The organism is Desulfatibacillum alkenivorans DSM 16219 (genome assembly GCF_900142135.1).
Lineage (GTDB): Bacteria > Desulfobacterota > Desulfobacteria > Desulfobacterales > Desulfatibacillaceae > Desulfatibacillum > Desulfatibacillum alkenivorans.
This window is the reverse complement of sequence record NZ_FQZU01000006.1, coordinates 19,631-38,275: the sequence shown is the minus strand read 5'-3', so window position 1 is coordinate 38,275 and position 18,645 is coordinate 19,631. Positions and strand designations below refer to the sequence as shown.

The 18,645-nt window shown below is 54.4% G+C and carries 18 protein-coding genes and 1 tRNA gene; 2 read left to right on the top strand and 17 right to left on the bottom strand.

Features of this window, described 5'->3' with window-relative positions; genetic code table 11:
* Nucleotides 1-33: 33 nt before the first annotated feature.
* From BUE18_RS07005 to BUE18_RS06945, 13 genes are all read right to left on the bottom strand, one after another.
* Complete coding sequence (locus tag BUE18_RS07005) at nt 34-813, bottom strand: enoyl-CoA hydratase/isomerase family protein (RefSeq protein WP_073474335.1); 780 nt, start codon at nt 811-813, stop codon at nt 34-36.
* A gap of 8 nt (nt 814-821) precedes the next feature.
* Complete coding sequence (locus BUE18_RS07000) at nt 822-1,913, bottom strand: 4Fe-4S binding protein (protein WP_073474333.1); 1,092 nt, start codon at nt 1,911-1,913, stop codon at nt 822-824.
* 22 nt (nt 1,914-1,935) lie between these two features.
* Nucleotides 1,936-2,334 carry a NifB/NifX family molybdenum-iron cluster-binding protein gene (locus BUE18_RS06995; protein ID WP_073474331.1) on the bottom strand — a complete coding sequence of 133 codons (399 nt, stop codon included), beginning with the start codon at nt 2,332-2,334 and terminating at the stop codon, nt 1,936-1,938.
* Nucleotides 2,335-2,346: 12 nt separating this feature from the next.
* On the bottom strand, nt 2,347-3,117 hold the full coding sequence (locus BUE18_RS06990) for an enoyl-CoA hydratase/isomerase family protein (protein ID WP_073474329.1): 771 nt from the start codon (nt 3,115-3,117) through the stop codon (nt 2,347-2,349).
* An 81-nt stretch (nt 3,118-3,198) separates the two neighbouring features.
* Nucleotides 3,199-3,507 carry a hypothetical protein gene (locus BUE18_RS06985; protein WP_211482785.1) on the bottom strand — a complete coding sequence of 103 codons (309 nt, stop codon included), beginning with the start codon at nt 3,505-3,507 and terminating at the stop codon, nt 3,199-3,201.
* Nucleotides 3,508-3,558: 51 nt separating this feature from the next.
* Nucleotides 3,559-4,428, bottom strand: coding sequence for a 4Fe-4S binding protein (locus BUE18_RS06980; RefSeq protein ID WP_073474327.1), 870 nt, complete (start codon nt 4,426-4,428; stop codon nt 3,559-3,561).
* 431 nt (nt 4,429-4,859) lie between these two features.
* Nucleotides 4,860-6,011 carry an acyl-CoA dehydrogenase family protein gene (locus BUE18_RS06975; RefSeq protein WP_083610827.1) on the bottom strand — a complete coding sequence of 384 codons (1,152 nt, stop codon included), beginning with the start codon at nt 6,009-6,011 and terminating at the stop codon, nt 4,860-4,862.
* 39 nt (nt 6,012-6,050) lie between these two features.
* Nucleotides 6,051-6,830: an enoyl-CoA hydratase/isomerase family protein gene (locus tag BUE18_RS06970; RefSeq protein ID WP_073474325.1), complete on the bottom strand. Its 780-nt coding sequence runs from the start codon at nt 6,828-6,830 to the stop codon at nt 6,051-6,053.
* A gap of 820 nt (nt 6,831-7,650) precedes the next feature.
* Nucleotides 7,651-9,891, bottom strand: coding sequence for a response regulator (locus tag BUE18_RS06965; protein WP_073474323.1), 2,241 nt, complete (start codon nt 9,889-9,891; stop codon nt 7,651-7,653).
* 26 nt (nt 9,892-9,917) lie between these two features.
* Complete coding sequence (locus BUE18_RS06960; protein WP_073474322.1) at nt 9,918-10,859, bottom strand: alpha/beta fold hydrolase; 942 nt, start codon at nt 10,857-10,859, stop codon at nt 9,918-9,920.
* Nucleotides 10,837-11,385 carry a P-loop nucleotide/nucleoside kinase family protein gene (locus tag BUE18_RS06955; RefSeq protein ID WP_139264638.1) on the bottom strand — a complete coding sequence of 183 codons (549 nt, stop codon included), beginning with the start codon at nt 11,383-11,385 and terminating at the stop codon, nt 10,837-10,839. Before BUE18_RS06955 ends, BUE18_RS06960 begins: the two co-directional genes overlap by 23 nt.
* A 35-nt stretch (nt 11,386-11,420) precedes the next feature.
* Nucleotides 11,421-12,419 (bottom strand): potassium channel family protein, encoded by a 999-nt coding sequence (locus BUE18_RS06950; RefSeq protein ID WP_073474318.1) that lies wholly within the window; start codon nt 12,417-12,419, stop codon nt 11,421-11,423.
* A gap of 268 nt (nt 12,420-12,687) precedes the next feature.
* Nucleotides 12,688-13,365, bottom strand: coding sequence for an START domain-containing protein (locus BUE18_RS06945; protein WP_073474316.1), 678 nt, complete (start codon nt 13,363-13,365; stop codon nt 12,688-12,690).
* Nucleotides 13,366-13,655: 290 nt separating this feature from the next.
* Between BUE18_RS06945 and BUE18_RS06940 the strand changes: the two genes are divergently transcribed.
* Nucleotides 13,656-13,741, top strand: a tRNA-Ser gene (locus BUE18_RS06940).
* Nucleotides 13,742-14,121: 380 nt separating this feature from the next.
* Nucleotides 14,122-14,364, top strand: a complete 243-nt coding sequence (locus BUE18_RS06935; protein WP_073474314.1) for a hypothetical protein — start codon at nt 14,122-14,124, stop codon at nt 14,362-14,364.
* Between the two features lie 332 nt (nt 14,365-14,696).
* On the opposite strand, the gene BUE18_RS06930 is transcribed toward BUE18_RS06935, so the two are convergent.
* From BUE18_RS06930 to aat, 4 genes are all read right to left on the bottom strand, one after another.
* The gene (locus tag BUE18_RS06930; protein ID WP_073474576.1) at nt 14,697-15,728 is read right to left on the bottom strand and encodes an SAM-dependent methyltransferase; all 1,032 of its coding nucleotides are present in this window, start codon (nt 15,726-15,728) and stop codon (nt 14,697-14,699) included.
* Nucleotides 15,729-16,540: 812 nt separating this feature from the next.
* Nucleotides 16,541-17,176 carry a DUF3786 domain-containing protein gene (locus tag BUE18_RS06925; RefSeq protein WP_073474312.1) on the bottom strand — a complete coding sequence of 212 codons (636 nt, stop codon included), beginning with the start codon at nt 17,174-17,176 and terminating at the stop codon, nt 16,541-16,543.
* Nucleotides 17,164-17,496, bottom strand: coding sequence for a histidine triad nucleotide-binding protein (locus tag BUE18_RS06920; RefSeq protein WP_073474310.1), 333 nt, complete (start codon nt 17,494-17,496; stop codon nt 17,164-17,166). Before BUE18_RS06920 ends, BUE18_RS06925 begins: the two co-directional genes overlap by 13 nt.
* A 440-nt stretch (nt 17,497-17,936) precedes the next feature.
* Nucleotides 17,937-18,644 (bottom strand): leucyl/phenylalanyl-tRNA--protein transferase, encoded by a 708-nt coding sequence (gene aat, locus BUE18_RS06915; protein ID WP_073474308.1) that lies wholly within the window; start codon nt 18,642-18,644, stop codon nt 17,937-17,939.
* Nucleotide 18,645: the final 1 nt, after the last annotated feature.

Sequence of the window (18,645 nt, the reverse complement as noted above, 5' to 3'; positions counted from 1 at the left end):
AAACGTCAAACGTAGACTTGACCCCATTTGTTTTTATCTGCCTTTGAAGTTGGGCGGCCGCTTTTCCAACAAGGCGGCGACGCCCTCCTTGGCGTCCTCCATTTCAAAGGTCCGGGATTGGCAATGGGCCTCCCATTCCGCAGCCTCCCTGGCTTTCCAATCAAGGCCTTTGTATATGGAGCGCTTCATCATCTGCACGGCCACGGGCGCGCTCATGGCGATTTCCCGGGCCAGCTCACGAGCCTTGGGCAGCACTTCCTCCCGGGGCAGGGCGTAGCTGGCCCAGCCTATTTCAAGGGCTTCGGCGCCGCCGAAAAGCCTGCCCGTGAATAATAACTCGTTGGCTTTGGACAGGCCCACAAGGCGGGGCAGCACGTAGCTCACGGCCATGCCGGAGTGGATGCCCAGACGGGCGAAATTAGCGCCGTATTTGCCTTCCAGGGCCGCCATGCGAATGTCGCACATCATGGCCAGGCCGAACCCGCCGCCGATGGCGTGGCCGTTCAGGGCGCCGATCACCGGAAAGGGAAGGTCCGCCACGGCCAGAAAAGGCTTGTAAATCTGTTCAAAAACCTGATTGGGCAAGGCGCCGTCTTCCGGAAAGGCGGCGTGAAAATCCATGCCTGCGCAAAAGCTCTTGCCGGAACCGGTTATGATGAGGCAGCGGAGGCCCTTTTGGGCCTGCACCTGATCCATGGCCTCTTGAAAGGCGGGAAGCACCTCCGCATTCATGGAGTTCCGGTTATCCGGGCGATTTAATGTAATGAGGGCTATGCCGCCGGCCGCTTCGAATAAGACGGGAGAATCGCTCATGGCCCGCCCTACTTTGCGGCCATTTTCAAGGGCACCAGGTTGGTTCCCCGTTTGGCGGATATGCTTGCAAAAAGCTCCTGCTCGCTGGACGGAGGCGTTTTCCATTGGTCTTCAGAGGCCGGCTTGAGGCTGAGGGCCTCCGTGGGACAGGTGGTGATGCACAGGCCGCATCCGATGCAGCGGTCCTCGTCAACCACGGCGATGCCGTCGTCATCGTAGGTGATTGCCAGGACCTGGCATCTTTCCTCGCAATCTCCGCAAGCCGCGCACAGTTCGGCGTCCACCACTGCCTGGAAATTTGTCAGGACGATCTCCGTGGGCTTGGGATGCTTTTTCAAGGCGCGGAGCACGCCGCAGCAGCAGCCGCAGCAGTTGCACATGCCGCCGGGATTGACCACGTTAAAAGGCTGGTTGACCAGGCCGTATTCCTCGCATTTTTCCTGGATTTGCAGGGCTTCCTCAAGAGGAATCATCCGGGCCAGGCCGTTTTCCACGTAGTAGTCCGCATGGCTGCCGAACACAAAGCAGACTTCCAGGGGTTTGGTGCACATGTTTCCGGTTTTGTGCTGCTGGACCCGGCAGATGCACTCGGCGATGGCGATTTTTTTCTGGCGCTTTAAAATCTCCATGGCGTTGTCGTGGGCCGCCACGGGAAAGGAGCCGTCCACAGCTTGATTGACCGGGATGGTCCGCATGGGCGAATCCGCGTCCTGATCGAAATTGAGCAGGGCCTCGTCCATATACTGATCGCACAGGCGGGCGTATTCCTCGTCCATGTTTTTCAGCTGGAATTCATAAGAGCCCACCACAAAAGGGACGGCGGCATAGCGCACCAGATCGCCTTTGCGATGGCGGAAAATAAGCCCGTCCCTGGCCATCTGCTGCAATACGGCCGAGACTTTCTCCGGGTCCATGCCGGCGCGTTCTGCAATGCCTTCCGGGGTTTCCAGGAAGAGGGTCATGTCCAGGTACATCGCGGCTTGTTCTTCCGTAAACATCTTTTTGAGGATTTTGATTTCCACTCCGGATTCCGTGGCCGGAAATCCCAAGGAATATTGGTCCAGTTGTTCACGCAGTTGCTGATAAATGTCTTTGGACATGCCCCCTCCTTTCATAGGTAGCTTAGCTCACAAAAGTGTAATCCCCGTGGGTTTCGCCGTGTTGATGGCCGCATTCGTGGCCGTGTTCGCTGCATCCAATGCCGGAGTCCTTGATTTCTCCGTCCAGCCAGAGCTGTAGGACGTCCTTGATTTCTCCGTCGCAGCCCCGGACCACCTGGATTCCGGCTTCTTTGAGTTTGTCCACCGCGCTCTGTCCCATGTTGCCGGAAAGCATCACGGTAACGCCTTCTGCAGAAAGCTGTTGTGCGATGTTGGATTTGCAGCCGCATCCCTGGGGGGATTCGACGATGTTTTCATCCGTGATTTTTTTGTCGGCGTCCACGGTGAAAACGGTAAAATGGTCGCAATGGCCGTAATGATCGTCAATCTTTCCTTCTCTGGTGGGTACTGCAATCTTCATGTTTTTGTCTCCCTACATTTGCGGCGTTTTCTTTAAAAACGCCCTTATGGCTTCTTTATGATCGTCGCTCATGATCATAAGGGGTTGAATATGGGCTTCCATATCCAGGGCGGTTCGTAGATCCACCTGCGTGACGGTGTTCATGGCCCGCTTGGTCCAGGCCAGGGCCTTGGCGGACCGGGAAGCGATTTTCGCCGCTAATTCCATGACTTCCTCGCCTATGGTCTCATGGGGCGATACCTTATTTATCAAACCCATGTCCAGGGCTTTTTGGGCGTCAAACATTTTGGCGGTGAACACAAGCTCCCGGGCTTTGGCCATTCCGACCCTTTGGGTCAGGAAATAGGCGCAGCCCAGGTCGGGCACGGCTGCGATTCGAAGGAAAAAGACCGAGAATACGGCCCGTTCCGTGGCGTAGGTAATGTCCGAAGCCAGGGCAACGCCCAGGCCTCCGCCTACGGCGAATCCATCCACTTCCGTGATCACCGGTTTAGGCCCCTGGTACAGCATGACCAAAATTTCGTTGATTTTGTTCATGGCGTCGCAAAGCGCCAATGGGTCCAAATTATCGCCGAGAATGTCGGCGTCGCCCCCGGTCGTAAAATTTCCCCCTGCACCCCTTAATACTATAACCTTCACTGAGTCATCGGCAAGTACCTGAGGCAAGGTTTCCAGCATAGGGAACACCAGCTCTTTTCCCATGGCGTTCATTTTTTCGGGAACGTTCATGGTGCAGCGAGCCACACCGTCGATTTTTTCTACGATAAAAGCATCCGAACCCATGTGCACCTCCTCAAATACATTGCAAACATGATTGCAGCGCCCCCCCGGGCGTCATAAAATGGTCAAACGATGTGTTTTGGTTTATGACTCCTTTTCCTTAAACTTGGCCCACAGTTGGTCCATGTGAAAGATTTGATATAAAATGACCGCCAGGATGGCGGCCGACGACAACGGATCGCTGAAAAACGGCCTAAAAAAATGGGGCATACGAGAAAAAATCTCGGGAACCAGGCCCGTGCCCACGCCCAGGATGAAGACGATGCCCGCGGCGAAAATTTTTCTTTCGTCCAAGGGCTCGGCGGCCATTTCCTCAAGGCCGGTGAGAATCATAAAGGACGCGGCGAAAAGCAGGCAGGCGCCCCCAACCGGCCCCGGTTGCAAGCAACCCAAAAAAGCGCAATCCATGAAACCTTTTTCAACGCTTTCACTCCCGGGAACGGATTAAATTTCGACAATGGACAGCAGGCGGTCAACCACGTCATTGACGACATTGGGATTGTCCAGCTTGATTTTCACCGCATGCTGTTTGCAGGCTGCGGCGCAACGGCCGCACATTCTGCAAATATCCTTTCTTATAACCTTTCCGTCAACTATTTCCAGGGCATTTAAGTAACAAACGTCGACGCACTCCCCGCAGGCAATGCAGTCGTCCGTGATTTCCAGACTGATTCCCTCCACCGGATGCTGGAGCGTATCCACCAAATCCGGCGGCAGGGGGCCCAAAAAACGGCTGAGGCAGCAGCATTCGCAGCAAAAGCAAATGGTCATCAATTTGCCCTTGTCCTGAATGCCCAAGGTATCGCTGTCAAAGCGGATTTTGCCCACCATGGGCACCAGGCCGTGGCTTACGCCTTTGCGGGCGTGGGCCTTGGCTTCCTCCTTGGTCACCATGCGCCGCCATTTTTTGGGCGTGTCCTTGGCGGACTCGCCCAGAAACAGGCAGGCGTGATCGACAGGGTAATTTTGGCAGTCGTAATTCATGCGGCAAACGCATTTGCTTAAAATCGCCCTGTGGGACGACCGGTCGATAAGGTCGTCGATAATCTCAATGGGCAAGGCCAGGTCTTCGGCGCCTTCGATGTCCTGATTGATGGGCAGCACGGAGAAATTGGTCTTGGCCGGGTCGAACACCGCCAGATTCTTGCGAAAGAAGCGGATATGCCCCAGGATGGAGAAATGCTCCGGTCCGAACAGCAAGGCCCGCCGGACGAATTTCGGCAGTTTTTTGTCTCTGCCGTAAAGCCGCTGCATTGCCAGCCCGGATATAAACGTGAATAGGTCAAATTCTTTAATGCGTTTGAATACTTTCATCCACAGCCCCCCGCGTGTGATGAATAAACCGAATTTATAGAGCCGCCAATCAAGCGCTTTGAGAGCCTGCCCGGAAACCGGCTTCGGCCTTGCCGTGAGTCCCAAAGACGCTGGGTCCCCGTTTTCGGGAGTGCGTCATGATGATTGCAAAAACAACCGCAATCATCCCGCCGCCTCCCTGCACGGGGATGACGGAGAGATGTTCCGGTTGAAGCTATTTTGCTTTAGCAGCGGAACCGCATGCCCCTTAAAGCATCCGGTTAGCGGATATGGTCGTCATCCCCGCAAGGGCGATCCGCATTTTTGGATCGCCCGCAAGCGGGGACCCAGCGTCCTTGTATTTTGAATCCTTTGCCGCCGGTTCGGGCTCCCAGCCAAGACAAGGCCAAAGGATCCTGCAGGATCCTTTGGTCCTTTTTATAATCCCTTGATTACAGGCCGGAAGTCTTGAAAATGATTTCGCTCATGACTTCGTTGGCGCCGCCGCCGATGGAGATGAGCTTGGCGTCCCGCATGTAACGGGAAATCCACATTTCATTCATGAAGCCTATGCCGCCATGCATTTGCAGGCATCCGTCCGCCACCTTGTTCATCAACTGGCCGGCGAGGAGCTTGCCCATGGAAATCTCCCGGGTGACGTCCTGGCCTGCTTCCTTCAACCGGACAATGTGGTAAGTCAGGGCGCGGAGGGATTCGGCTTCCGTCATCCACTGGGCCAGCCTGTGCCTGAGCACCTGCTTGGACAGCAGGGGTTTGCCGAAGACGATGCGGCCCTTGAGATACTCGGCGGTGCGCTTGATGGCCCTTTCCACGCCCACGTAGGCCGTGGGCAAAGCGGTGAAACGCTCATGCTGGAACTGCTGCATCTGCTGGATGAAGCCTTCGCCTTCCTTGCCGATGAGGTTTTCGGCCGGAACCTTTACGTTGTCGAAGTAGAGCTCCGCCGTATCCGAGGAACGCATGCCCAGTTTGTCCAGCTTTTTGCTGATTTGAAAGCCGGGCAGGTCGGTGGGCACCACAAACAGGGAATAGCAATGATATCCCGGGTCATCGCTGGTGCGGGCCAGCAAGGTCAGGAAGTCGGCCTGGGTGCCGTTGGTGATGTAGGTTTTGGAGCCGTTGATAATATAATAGTCGCCTTCCTTCTTGGCGTAAGTTTTCAGGGCGGCCACGTCCGATCCGGCGTCCGGCTCGGTCACGGCAATGGAGGACACCATGTCGCCGGCGATGGCCGGCATGAGGTATTTTTCCTTGAGATACTCGCTGCCGAATTCGTAAATGGCGGGAGTGGCCATGCCGGTCTGCACGGTAATGCCCATGCCCACGCCGCCGCAATCTATGCGGCCAAGCTCTTCCAGGAAAGCGCATTCCGCCCAGTAGTCCATGCCTTGTCCGCCGTATTTCGGGTCGTAGCGGATTCCCAAAAACCCCAAGTCCCCCATTTTTTTGAACAAATCGTGCAGGGGAGTGGTCCCTGCCTCTTCCCATTCATCCACGTAGGGATTGATTTCCTTTTTTACAAAATCACGGACCGCACTGCGGACCATTTGAGCTTCCTTGTTAAAATACAGATCTTTCGCCACGTTGCCCTCCTTAAAATATTCTTTGGATAAGATGATGATCTATTTACCGGTGAACTTGGGTTCCCGCTTTTCCAGAAAGGCGGTAATGCCTTCCTTTGCGTCTTCCGTCGCCGCCACGTCCGATAACTTGCCGGAAAGGAGATCCAAGGCGCTCTCCAAATCCATGGAATCCACGGCGTAATAGGCTTCTTTCCCGATTTTCATGCCAATGGGGCTTTTTTTGGCCAGGGTGGACAACACCTTGTCAACCTCCGCGTCCAGGGCCTCGGGAGCGACCACCCTGGTGAGCATGCCCATTTCCAGGGCCTTTTCCGCAGTGATCTTGTCGCCTAAAAGAATCATTTCCATGGCCGCCTTGCGGGGCACGTTCCTGAAAATCAGGGCGCCGATCATCAAGGGGAACAAGCCCACATTCACCTCAGGAGTCCCGAACTTGGCCGTGTTCGCGGCGATGACAATGTCGCAGGCCAGCATGAATCCCGTGCCTCCGGCCACGCAGGAGCCCGCCACCCGAGCCACCGTGGGTTTAGGATATCCGGCGATTCTTTTCAGCAAATCCGCATAGGCCTGATTGCCGCTTTGGGCCTTGCCCACGCCGCCGCCCATGGCGTTGGCAAGGTCCGCGCCTGCGCAAAACGCCCGGTTTCCCGCGGCGGTCACGCAAACCACGCGCACTTCCGGATCATTTTCCGCCTCATCCAGATACTTGAAAAAGCCTTCAATCACCGCTCCGTTGATGGAGTTGCGGTTTTTCTCCCGGTTGATGGTCAACCAGGCCACGTTGTTTTCCACACGGTACAGCAAGTCTCCTGAATCCATTGTTTAACCCCTGTTTTTGAAAGTTTGCCTCTTGCCCGCCGCAATTTTCATTCGCGCTCGAACAAATTCAAGAACGCCTCCGGAGCGACCGGCCTCCCGCCGAAAAAAATCAGATCACAATGGGAAGCCGGCAGGTTTTATCAATGCGTGCGCAGAACTGCGGCTTACACGGCTCCGCATTCCTTTATCCATGTTTGGTTGTTCGGAAGAGGCTTGATGCGCCAAGCCGCGGTTCCGGCGGCTCGTCTTGCAAAGACTCAGGTGCATGGCTTCAAGCAGTTGCATGGCGCCTCTTGGGTTGATGGATGCGAGGAATCGAGGAAAGGTCAAGCCCCTTCGCCCCGGCGTTGAACTTGAATATTTTTTTAAAATATTCAAAAAGTGAAGTCAAGATAAAATTATTCAATTTAAAAAAAGGCCGCGCCGGCCTAGCGCCTTGGCCTCTGGACAAATCGGGGGATAGGTTTTAGGAATTCAGTATACAAAAGATTCTTTATTTCTGCAACGAGTGGATGAATTTCGGAATATGGAAATTCATACCAAGTTGCGTTCAAAAAGGTAATAACATTCCAGGAACAAGTCAAAAAGACGCTGGATCCCGGCTTGCGGACGATCCTTAAAAGCAGGATCGCCCTTGCCGGGATGACGATTTTTCGAGGTTAACGAAAATTCCGAGGGCGCTTGAGATTTCTGGGGACACGACACTGATTTCAAGGGTCTTCACTGGGGGCTTCCGTCGGTTTTGCAGAAATCAGTTCATGTCCCTGAAATTTCCAGCCAGCCGCTGCTTTCCGTCATCCCCGTGGAGAGAGGGGGCGGGCTAGGATTTTTTATCGAGGATCTGGCGGAGCGTGGAAGCGATGCCGTGCATGGACATGGGTTTGGAGACATAAGCGGCCATGCCCATTTCAAGGGCCTTTTTCTCATTGATTCGGGTGCTGTAGCCGGTGCAGATCACCACAGGAACGGTTTCATCCAGGCGGCGGATTTTTTCAAAAAGCTCCACCCCGCTCATTTCCGGCATGCTCATGTCGGTCATGACCAGGTCAAACCTGGAGGGATTATGGCGGAACATGTCCAAAGCCTCGACCGGACTGGAAAGGGTGACGACGTCGTATCCCAGCCTTCCCAGCATTTGCTCGGCCATTTCCACCATGGAGGCCTCGTCGTCCACAAACAGGATGGACTCCCTGCCGGAAGGCAGGTCCGGGGCCTCCTCTTTTGCATCTTCTTCCAATGCGGATTCCCGAGATATGGGAAAGTGCAGGCAGAACGCGGCGCCCTTGCCCGGAGAGCTGTCCACGGCAATGAATCCGCCGTGATTTTTGACAATGCCGTGGACCACGGCCAGGCCCAGGCCGGAGCCCTCCCCCACTTCCTTGGTGGTGAAGTAAGGATCGAATATCCTGTCCACATGCTCCAGGGCAATGCCCGGCCCCGAGTCCGCCACGACCAGCCTGGCGAAGTCTCCTCCACGCACATCCTGGGGAAGGGAGGGATGCCCGGACGGCAAGCTCACCCGCTCCAGGCTGATTTCCAGCATTCCTCCGGTTTGCTCCATGGCCTGGGAGGCGTTGAGGCAAAGGTTTGTGATCGCCTGATTCAGCATGGCGCCGTCGCCGTTAATGATGGCCTTGGCCTCTTTAAAATCCATGCGGACATGGACTTTGCCCGGCAAGGTGGGCCGGAGCAGGTTCAGGGACTCCCGGATGACGGGAACCATGTCCAGGGGGGCGAGTATTTTCTCCTCGGTCCGGGTGTACCGTAAAAGCTGAGCAATGATATCCCTGGCCCGGAGCCCGGCTTTTCTTATTTCCACAAGGCTGAAATATTGCGGGTCCGACTCTTCGACGTCATATAACAAGAGATCCGCATGGCCGAGCACAACGCCCAGGATGTTGTTGAAATCATGGGCCACGCCGCCTGTCAGGGTGCCGATGGCTTCCCTTTTCTGCACTTCCTGGAGCCTTTGCTCCAGGCGAAGCCGTTCCCCTTCGGCTTTTTTCCTGGCCTCGATGTCCCGGTTTACCCCCACCATGCCGGTTGGCTTGCCTTCGTCGTTTCGAATAAAGGAGGTGGTTACTTCGGTCCAGGAAACGGTTCCGTCCTTGCTGACCTGCTGCAATTCCAGGGTTCGCGAGCGTTTTGGGTCAACTCCCGGCCGGAACGCCCTTTCCAGCCCTGCCATTAAAGCCTTTTCAGCGATTTCCCGAGAGACCGGCGTGAGCATGTCATTCAGGCTTTGCTCCATGACCTCCTCCGGGGTGTATCCCCGGGCGGCGTAAACGGACGGACTCACGTAGGTGAGCTTGTCTGTCTTCATGTCATAGGTCCAGATGACGTCCGATACATTATCCGCAAGAAGCCGGTATCTATTTTCGCTCTCCCTGAGGGCGGCCTCGGCTTTTTCCCTTTCCTCAATTTCCCGAATGAGTTTTTGCTGCTCTTCCATCAACTCCTTATTGGACGCCTGGGCTTTGTCGGCCAAAAACTCCATGGCTTTGATCATGGAGGCGGCGGCGAGGGTGGAAATGGAATTCATGAGCATAAAGGTGGCCCAGGCCACCCATCCCCTGATATTGGAGGGGAAAAAAGGAAGGTCCGGCCTCCAATGGCCGCCGCCCTGAAGCACGCCGAAAAGGAGCAGAATGCAGGCGTTGATCAAAAGGGCAATGGCGCCGGCTTTCAGGCCCAGCAATAGGCCGGAGAGCACGGCAAAGGCGAACAGGCAAAAAGCGCCTCCGCTCAGCAGCCCGAAATTGCCGATTATATAGAGGCCTATGATGAAAATCAGCAGGACGACGGTTATGGCCCGGAACTTGAAATTCAGACGGCGGGAAACGAGGATGAAAATCCCGGCCGCGTAGGTCGCCGCGTCCAGGAAGAAGATCAGCCAGAGCCCTTCGCGAATCGCCATGAACGCGGCTGGAATCAGGGCGAAAAAGGCGATGATCAGCCCGGCCACCAGGATCACCTGGAGGATTCTGTCCCGCCAGAAGTCTTTATCCCGGCTTTCGCTCGAAGGAGGCGGTTTGAGAAATTTTTTCAGCCTTTCAATCATACGTCTCAATAGCTTTCAATGCGGCGCTATCCCGTTTTTTTCATTTTTCCTTTTGCGCGGAGCGATTTTCTTTTTTTTCCCGGCGGACAAGGGTTCTCCACTCTTTCCCGCAAAAACTTCTCAATCCGCAAATTCATGAGTTCGGGCTGCTCCACCAGGGCTGCGTGGCTGCCGCGGGGAATGACCAGCAACTCGGAATGGGGGATCATGCCGTGCATGTCCTTTGATATTTCCAGGGGGGTGAACAGGTCGTCCTCCCCGGCGATGACCAGGACCGGAACCGTTATTTCCGGCAGGATCGCCCTGGCCGAATGCTCCTGCATGTGTTTGGCCATGGCCATAAAGGCCCTGAGGTCCAGGGTTTTCAGGTGATCCAGATACAAATGCAGGTCTTTTTTCCTGATGTGCTGAAAATTGACCAGCCCGGTCAGCCTGGCGCCGGGCCAGGCCACGTAATCGGAAAACAACACCTTCAGCCCGGTGCGGACGGCTTTTTGCACGGCGCCGGGAAAAAGAAACATGGGATAAAACCCGAACGCAAACAGATACTTGAATATATCCGTTCCCAAAAAGGTGTCCAAAGGGCGGCCGTAAGCCCCCAGCACGGGAATCAGGGCGGAGCAGCGGTCCGGATGTTGCCTGTAGAACTCCAGGATGGTCTGCACGCCCATGCTGTGCCCAAGGAGGACCGCCTTGTCCGCTTTTGCGCCGTCCAGGACCGCCAGCAGGTCCCGGGCGTTGGTTTCCATGGTCAGGCCGTCATAATCCGGTCCGGGCCCCGACTTTCCGTGAAAACGGTAATCCCAGACAATCACCCGATGGGATTTGGAAAAATACTTGACCAGGTAATTCCAGAAAAACGTGGAAACCCCGATGCCGTTGCATGCGCACATGACCGGGCCTTCGCCTTGGGTGCGGTAATGAATCCGCGTTCCGTCAAAACTTTTAACTGTGCTGCTCGCCGCCATAAGAAGATATAGCCCCCCTCTCCTGCTCCGCGGCCGTCACGCTTTGCAAAAGCGCTACAATCTCGCTTTCCCGCAGGTTTTCGTTCCGGATAACCAGGTCGTAATCCAAGGCCAGACCTGAGCTGATCCGGTGCACTTTTTCTATCAGGGCGTCGTCTGCAGGCATGTGAACGCCTGCGTCCCTGGATCGGATCCTTGTTAAGCATACCCGTGCGGACGCACTGACGGCAATCAATTTTACGTCAAATTGCAGTCGCAAGGATTCCAGCAACTCAAAGAAGAGCGGCGAAGCCCCTGTGCTTTCAAAGGCCAGTGCATCCTTGGTTTTCAATAAACGTTCAATGGTGTTTGCGGTTTCCGGAAACCCCGCTTTGTAGACGTCTTGGGTTTCCAGCCCCTGTTTTTGGAATTGCAGGAAGATGTCTTCGGTTAATAGAAAGGGGATTCCCAGGCGGGATTCCATGAGGCGTCCTATATGGGATTTGCCGCTGCCTTTAGGTCCGATGAGGATGTATACTGTCTGCATGGGCCGTCTTTGCGCCCCGGCCCGGCCGGGCGGGATCAGGGATTGAGGATTTTTTCCAGTTGGGAAAGGTTTCCACGCTTGCCCACGGCGATGACCGTGTCTCCCGGGGTGATGATGGCGGAAAACTCCGGGTTGAAGGACATGGCGCCGTCGGACTTTTTTATGGCGATGATGATGAGGTTCAAATCCTTGCGGATATTGGATTCAAACAAGGCAACGCCGGCCAGTTTGGAGTCTTCCGCGACGGGGATTTCCTCCATGTTGATGTCGTCCTGGGTGTTGCAGGAGGCCAGTTCCAGAAAGTCCGTAACGTTGGGATGCAAAATGCCATCGGCCATGCGCTTGGCGCCAATGTCGTGGGGAGAGACGACCTTGTTGGAGCCCGCGGCCATCAGCTTGGGCATGGAGGACTGGACATTGGCCCGGGCCATGATAAACAGATCCGGATTCAACTGTCGGGCGGTGAGCACCACAAACACGTTCTGGGCGTCGCTGCCCAAAGCCGCCACCAGGCCCCTGGCCTGCTTGATTCCAGCCTGGATCAGGGTTTCCTCGTCGGTGGCGTCAGCCAGCAGATAAAGAATCCCTTCCTTGTTCAGGCTCTCAAGGTATTTTTCCTCCTGCTCCACGACCACAATCTGTTTTTTTCCATGGATCAGGTCTTTGCACAGGACGCTGCCTATGCGGCCGTATCCGCAAACCACGTAGTGGTTTTTGAGCTTTTTGATCTGATTTTCCAATTTCCTTCTCCCCAAAATCTCCCGCAGCCGTCCTTCCACCATGAACTGAGCGATAAACGCCACGGCGTACATAAAAAGCCCCACCCCGAAAAATATAAAAATGATGACGAAAAACCGGCCGTTTTCGTCCAGGTCGCCGACTTCCTTATACCCTACGGTGGAAATGGTGATGATGGTCATGTACAGAGCGTCCAAAAAGGACCAGCCCTCTATAATCATAAAGCCCACGGAGCCGCCCAGGATGACGAAGACGGTCATGAGTATGAGGGTTCTGAAATGCCTGGCCTGTTCCATGCGCTAATGCGGCCTCCCGGTTTGGCGGTATGCAAAGGGGGCGTCAAAGGGCGCAATGCGCCTTTGAATCCCCATAAGGTATCCTAATAATGTTACCAGGAGAAGAGGGAAAAAAGCAATACTTGTTGCAAAGGCCTATTAATATGGCCGTCGGCTTCCGGGGGGGATCAGACAAGGGGCCGCGTCTTTGGTTGACCGCCGGCAGGGCGTCCGACGGCCTTAACAATCAACCAAAGAGTTGCCCCCTTATGATTTTCGGGGCGCCTGTTTATCCGTTCTTGCCGGATTCCCGCATTTGGCTTTGCATGGCGGCCTTGATGTATTTTTCCTTGACGGCCATTTTTTTCATGCCCAGAAGCGTGCCCCCGGGAATGGTTTTGGAAAAGGCGTTCACCGCGGATACGGGAATCGTCCCGGCCGGGTCCGCAATCACGCGATAGCGCACCTCGGTCTTGTCCTTGTCAATGGCGGCCATATAGATCCGGCCCTGGAAGGTCCTCATGGGAGTCCGCTTGTCACGCCCCACATCTGCGGCATCCGGATCCATTTGAAGCTGAATCTCCATGATCCCTTTGTCCCGGTCTTTGGTGGTGATCGCGTTGAAAACCATGTCCCGGTCCGAACAGGGCCAGGGCAAAGCCTGGACATAATAGATCATGAGGCTCCCGTCGTCCAATGTCTCCACAAGCTCTGATCCATTGCATTTGGCCATCCACTGGGAATAATTAGCTACATCCAGCAGGACTGCGTCCAACAGGTCCACGCTGGCGGAAATCTCAGTAACCGCTTCAAATTCGAGAAAATCCGTACCCTCCACCTGGCGGGAGTAGGTTTGCACCCCGTCCTCATCCCGGACCAACTGCCAGGCCCCGTCTCCTGCGAAAACAGGGGAGAGAAATGCGCAAATGATAACCATCAGGGCTGAAAATGTGCAGACGCGTCTCATAGCCAGTGCTCCATGTTCTTTTTAATTTTGTTTGGAAGGTGCGCCGTCCAAGGCTGCGGCGCTGTATTGACGATGATTGCAGATTAACGCGGCGTGGCGGGAAAATCAAGGATTTTTGACGCAATGCGGCATTTATTTTTACGTCCGGTAAATTTTATCAAAAAAACCTGAGGAGGCGCCCGGACCTTTGTGCATTCAAGCCTTGAAAATTTAGCCTCGCCGGGAATTGGAGTTGACCGGAACCGGCAGGAGTGATAATTGGTGCGTTGATTTTGCAGGCCCCTTTTTAAGGAGGGATGGCCGAGTGGTTTAAGGCGGCGGTCTTGAAAACCGTTGGGTGAAAGCCCCGTGGGTTCGAATCCTACTCCCTCCGCCACTTCTTTTGCTTTCCAGTTTCCATAATACTGTATTCAACTTTTCGGAATATCCGACGGCGAAGCTGTGTTGGATGAACCTGCACGTGCGGTTTTTCTTTGAATCACGAACTTCGATAATGGGTGATGCGTGCGGTTTCTGAAGAAGGCCATCAGGCGCAGAGCCTGCGTAACGCATTAAATTCAAAATAAATGCCCCAAACAACAGGCCATGAAAATTCAAATCGATCACGATGCTTTACTAAAAAATATATCATAAATACAAATAGTTAATTGTCATTTGACAACCCCTTGCCGGACGAAACTGTACAGCCATGCAATATATATGATATAAATTGAAATATTACCGATTATTTAGGTCTGAGAAGCGACGGAGAAAATCGTGGAAATATTTTTATTGTTGGCATGGGGCCTGATTATAGGAGCCGCCGGGATATACGCCGTAGCCCGTCCCCAAAAAACCGCAGAAAAAATTAAGAATTTTTATTCCAAATATCCGCTTATCCATTACGCCGGAGACAGACAGTTGACCGCAAGGCCGGGTTATGTAAAGACCATCGGCGGCGTGTTTATTGCCATGGACGTGTTCATTATAGTCGTCTTGTTTACCAAGGGTTTGTCATAGCCTAAGCCCCCAGGTTAAATCTCCTCCCAAAAAGGCAGGACAAGAGCCCTGCAACGGTATTATAAAGAAAAGCGCCCCATTCTTGAGGGCCAGCCCAGGCAGGGCAGTATCCTGCCAGGGCTGGCCAAAGAATGCGATTAAACTTCAAATGTGAATTTTGTCCTCATTAGCAACTAATAAAACCATCTGATTTTATTTATTTATACAGAGTACTCAGAATGCTGCTGATTGACGACGCGGCCAGCCGCGCGACAGCGGCTGGCGGCCGTACTTGGGGCAGGGTTTGGGATATTGATGGTTAAAAGGATATTGATGGTATAAAAACGGAGGGGTCATCTCCGTTGCAGGCGATATTGGGCGATCATGTACTCCTTGCCTTGGCCGTAGCCCCACAGGCTTTCGCAGGCTACGAAAAAGTTCCTCCACCTCTGATGCCAGAGCTTGCCCCGATCCTTTCCGTAGACATTGTCCATAATGCCCATAATTTCGGACTTTTTAGCGCGCATGTTGGCGCCCCAGGCTTGGGCCGTCTTTTGATAATGGCGCCCGGATAAGGTCCAATGCTCGTTCAAGACCAAATCGTCCTGAAAATAAAGAAGGAGGTCGTCCGAGGGCATGATGCTGCGTTGGAAAAAATGCCGGGCGATCCAGTTTTTCGGACCTGGGCTTTCAAAGGCATAGGCGTAATTTCTATGGCAGAACATCTGCAGGAACAAACGTCCGTCAGGGCCGAGCCATTGGGATACGCGGCTTAGCATAGCCCGCCAGTTGCGCAGGTGGTTGAACAGTTCCACGGATATGATGCGGTCGAAAGTTCCTCTTGGCGCGAAATTCTGCATATCCACGGTGACCGGATGCAGGTTGGTCAGCTTCAAGGCTTGGGCGCGGGCTTTGATGTATTCCTTTTGCGGACAGGAAGTGGTCACGGCAATGATGTCGCATTCAGGGTACATACGAGCGATCCACAAGCTAAGGCCGCCCCAGCCGCACCCCAGATCCAGGATGCGCTGGCCGTTTTGAACGTCAGCCCGTTTGGTTATCAATTCGATCATAGATCTTTCCGCTGCGTCCAGGGAGTTCACCTCTTCGGGAAAATGGCAGCAGGAAAACAGCATGGAAGAGCCGAGCACCTTTTGGTAAAAATCAATGGGGACCTGAAAAGGATGTCCGTTGCCTTTGGGCAAAGGCATGACGATGGGAGACCGGTCCATGGCGCGGATGAGCGACATCTTGTTTCTCTGCAGGGAATGGACGTCTCCTTTGGCTTCATGGGTAAGGCGTTTTCTTTCCGTGATCCGCATTCCCTGAGTCAGGGCTGCTCCAGGGACGAAACCGCTTTCAGCAAGCTGGGTTGATAAACTCATAGCAACATCCTTTCGGGTGGGATGAGCCTGGAAATCATGCGCTGCATTATTTCCGGCTCCCATACTTTCATCCTGGCCAGCCGCACCCCAGGCCATGTTCAAGACAGTCAGAGTATGACATAGGCGCCAGGCCTTTCGCTTCTGCGGTTGGTAGGGCCGCATTCCCGCCGCCTGATCTATTTGGAGTCGAGCCAACCAGGGCGGCGGTTACGAAAAGGCGAAAAATCCGGACGCGATTCAGTATTTTTTCACAAACAATATCAATATAACTACTTGACATCTTGTACAATTCAGCTTGAATTCCAGTCCGGAGATCCATTGGGCAGTCCTTTATATACGTTTAATCGGCATAAAACGTTAAAAAATTTAGCCTGTTTCAATTCTTTTTATTCAAGGCCTGGTCAGGGGCGGTCAGGGTCTTCTCCGGCCCTGGCGCTCTGAAACTGTCTGATTAAAGATGGCCGTTTGGGGAAGTTACCGGACGGGCGTTCCGAGCCATTGGCTGAGTCGGGGCGTGACGCCGGCATGAAATCCTTGACAGTGAAAAACAAAACCATGCGGCCGCAGGGGCCGTAGAGAATAGGCCGGACGCCGAAAGTCGCTGATATGTTTTGCATGGCGGGCTCTCCCCTAAGCTGGTTTGACTCCACCGTCCGCCGCCCCGGGAAAAGGCCCCCCAGGAGGGCAAACGACCTATCTGCCAACTTACGGGATCTAAGGCAATAGGGCTATGACGGGAATCACTCCAACCCATTGAAACATCGCACCCCAAACCTGTATAATAGCCCACAATGCAAGAAAAAACCTGTATTTTACTCTTCGGAAAGTTCAATTCCGGACATTGTGAACAGCAGATAGGCTAGGCGCCAGGCGACCACGGACAAGGTTTCCATGTCCAAAATTTCATGGGCGTTATCTTCGAAAAGGAGGAGGCATTTTGCGGGAAACGTTTCGTCTGCATCATTGAATAAAAGAAGCAGGTTCATGTGGGGCAGGGCCTGAAAAACCATGGAGGCGTCGTAATCAAATCCCTCGGTGGGCGTCAGCCCCCCTATGGCGGCGCAGGAGGTCATGAGATCCAAACGCTTGCCGGTAAAAATCCGGGCCAGAGGCATTTCCACGCTGGACCGAAAATCTCCGGCGAATCTGTCCCCTTCGGGCAGGTCGCGAAAGGCGGTCCAGTCGCGGGAAGGGCTTGGAGACTGGGGAAACTGGGTGAGATACTGGCACAAAACGGCTTTGACGATGGGGGCGGGCTCCCGGAAGTCCGGCCCCAGGATGCTTTGTTTGCTGACCCTGTACTGGCTGTCGAAATAGGGGATAATCAGGGCGTCTTCGTCCATCTCCACGCCAAGACGATTGGCCAGGCCGATAAAATCCAGGGTTTCCGCGCGTTCCAAAAACTGGCTGTAAATCCTTTCCAAAACCGGGTTTGTCACCGTTTCCATCCTCCTAACAAATGCAGGTGCAGGTGAAATATAATCTGGCCGCCTCCCCGTTCCACGTTGAAAAGAAGGTTGTAGCCGGACTCATTGATTCCCTCCTGGGCGGCGACCAGCTTGGCCGCAGCGACCATTTCCCCCACCAAAGCCTGATCTTCCGGCTCGATGTCATTGACGCTGCGGATGTGCTTTTTGGGGACCACCAGCAAATGCACCGGGGCTTCGGGGTTGATATCCTTAAAGACGACCAGCTTATCGTTTTCGTAAACAATATCGGCCGGAGATTCTTTTGCAACGATTTTGCAGAATATGCAGTCCTGTTCCATCCGTGGTCTCCTCAGATTTCATATCAGCTTTGAGTAAGCGGTTCCATTGCGTGTATTTTAAGTTAGCCTTGCATGCAACAATGACGCTGGGTCCCCGTTTACGCCATTGCGTCATGATGATTGCAAAACAGCCGCAATCATCCCGCCTCCATGGCTCCACGGGGATGACGGAGAGAGACGGCTGCCGCGCCCCAGGGGTTTTGGGTTCGCCTTCTCTCCATTATACAGGGGCAAAACGCCCCGGTATCTTATTCGACCGCCTTGCAGGATCATTATCCCCGCACTGAAAGCCGTTGCATTTTATGGGTCGCGGATGCGCCTTCGCCAATAATCGGGAAAACTCCCACGACCTCTGAACTTCCTTGCGCCTTGTAAGACCGTCATCCCCGCAAGGACGAGCGCTTTTCAGGGTCGCCCGCAAGCGGGGGCCCAGCGTCTTATCAACCGATTTTCAGGCCGTTTTCGGACTCCAGGCTCCAACGCCCCCTGAGCGTGGGGAATTCCAGGGTCTGGTGCAGCATGTCCAAAAACACCGAGCGGGGCCTTTCCTCGGCGCCCAGGCTCATGAGGTGCGGCGTTTTCATCTGGCAGTCAATAAACTCAAACTCGTGAGCCGTAAGAAATTCCACCAGAGTAGCAAAAGCCGCTTTGGACGCGTTGGATTTTTTGAAAAACATGGATTCCCCAAAGAATCCCCGCCCCAGGCTCACGCCGTACAAGCCGCCGGCCAGTTCGCCGTCCTGCCAGGCTTCCACGCTATGGGCGAAGCCGGCCTGATGCAGGCGGTAATAGGCCTTTTCCATATCGGGCAGGATCCAGGTGCCTTCCCCCTGATCCTGGCGGACAGCGGCGCAGGCGGCCATGACGTCTTTAAATGCTGTATCAAGCGTAACGGTAAAGCGCTTTTGCCGCAAGGTTTTTTTCAGGCTGGATGACATGTGGAACCTGGAAGGAATGAGAATCAGCCGGGGGTTGGGGGACCACCACAAGATGGGCTCGCCCTCGGAGTACCATGGGAAAATTCCCATGCAATAGGCGTTGAGAAGCCTTTCGGGGGAAAGGTCCCCTCCCACGGCCAGGAGTCCGTCGGCTCTGGCCAGGGAGGGGTCCGGAAAGCATATGGCTTCGGAAAGTGCGTAAACAGGCATG

What these genes read in the sequence shown, in the direction of transcription:
- BUE18_RS06920 (WP_073474310.1), bottom strand. Translation starts at nt 17,496, where the DNA reads ATGGAACAGGACTGCATATTCTGCAAAATCGTTGCAAAAGAATCTCCG.
- aat (WP_073474308.1), bottom strand. Translation starts at nt 18,644, where the DNA reads ATGCCTGTTTACGCACTTTCCGAAGCCATATGCTTTCCGGACCCCTCC.
- BUE18_RS06930 (WP_073474576.1), bottom strand. Translation starts at nt 15,728, where the DNA reads ATGAGTTTATCAACCCAGCTTGCTGAAAGCGGTTTCGTCCCTGGAGCA.
- BUE18_RS07000 (WP_073474333.1), bottom strand. Translation starts at nt 1,913, where the DNA reads ATGTCCAAAGACATTTATCAGCAACTGCGTGAACAACTGGACCAATAT.
- BUE18_RS06980 (WP_073474327.1), bottom strand. Translation starts at nt 4,428, where the DNA reads ATGAAAGTATTCAAACGCATTAAAGAATTTGACCTATTCACGTTTATA.
- BUE18_RS06955 (WP_139264638.1), bottom strand. Translation starts at nt 11,385, where the DNA reads ATGCAGACAGTATACATCCTCATCGGACCTAAAGGCAGCGGCAAATCC.
- BUE18_RS06945 (WP_073474316.1), bottom strand. Translation starts at nt 13,365, where the DNA reads ATGAGACGCGTCTGCACATTTTCAGCCCTGATGGTTATCATTTGCGCA.
- BUE18_RS07005 (WP_073474335.1), bottom strand. Translation starts at nt 813, where the DNA reads ATGAGCGATTCTCCCGTCTTATTCGAAGCGGCCGGCGGCATAGCCCTC.
- BUE18_RS06965 (WP_073474323.1), bottom strand. Translation starts at nt 9,891, where the DNA reads ATGATTGAAAGGCTGAAAAAATTTCTCAAACCGCCTCCTTCGAGCGAA.
- BUE18_RS06995 (WP_073474331.1), bottom strand. Translation starts at nt 2,334, where the DNA reads ATGAAGATTGCAGTACCCACCAGAGAAGGAAAGATTGACGATCATTAC.
- BUE18_RS06925 (WP_073474312.1), bottom strand. Translation starts at nt 17,176, where the DNA reads ATGGAAACGGTGACAAACCCGGTTTTGGAAAGGATTTACAGCCAGTTT.
- BUE18_RS06960 (WP_073474322.1), bottom strand. Translation starts at nt 10,859, where the DNA reads ATGGCGGCGAGCAGCACAGTTAAAAGTTTTGACGGAACGCGGATTCAT.
- BUE18_RS06970 (WP_073474325.1), bottom strand. Translation starts at nt 6,830, where the DNA reads ATGGATTCAGGAGACTTGCTGTACCGTGTGGAAAACAACGTGGCCTGG.
- BUE18_RS06990 (WP_073474329.1), bottom strand. Translation starts at nt 3,117, where the DNA reads ATGGGTTCGGATGCTTTTATCGTAGAAAAAATCGACGGTGTGGCTCGC.
- BUE18_RS06950 (WP_073474318.1), bottom strand. Translation starts at nt 12,419, where the DNA reads ATGGAACAGGCCAGGCATTTCAGAACCCTCATACTCATGACCGTCTTC.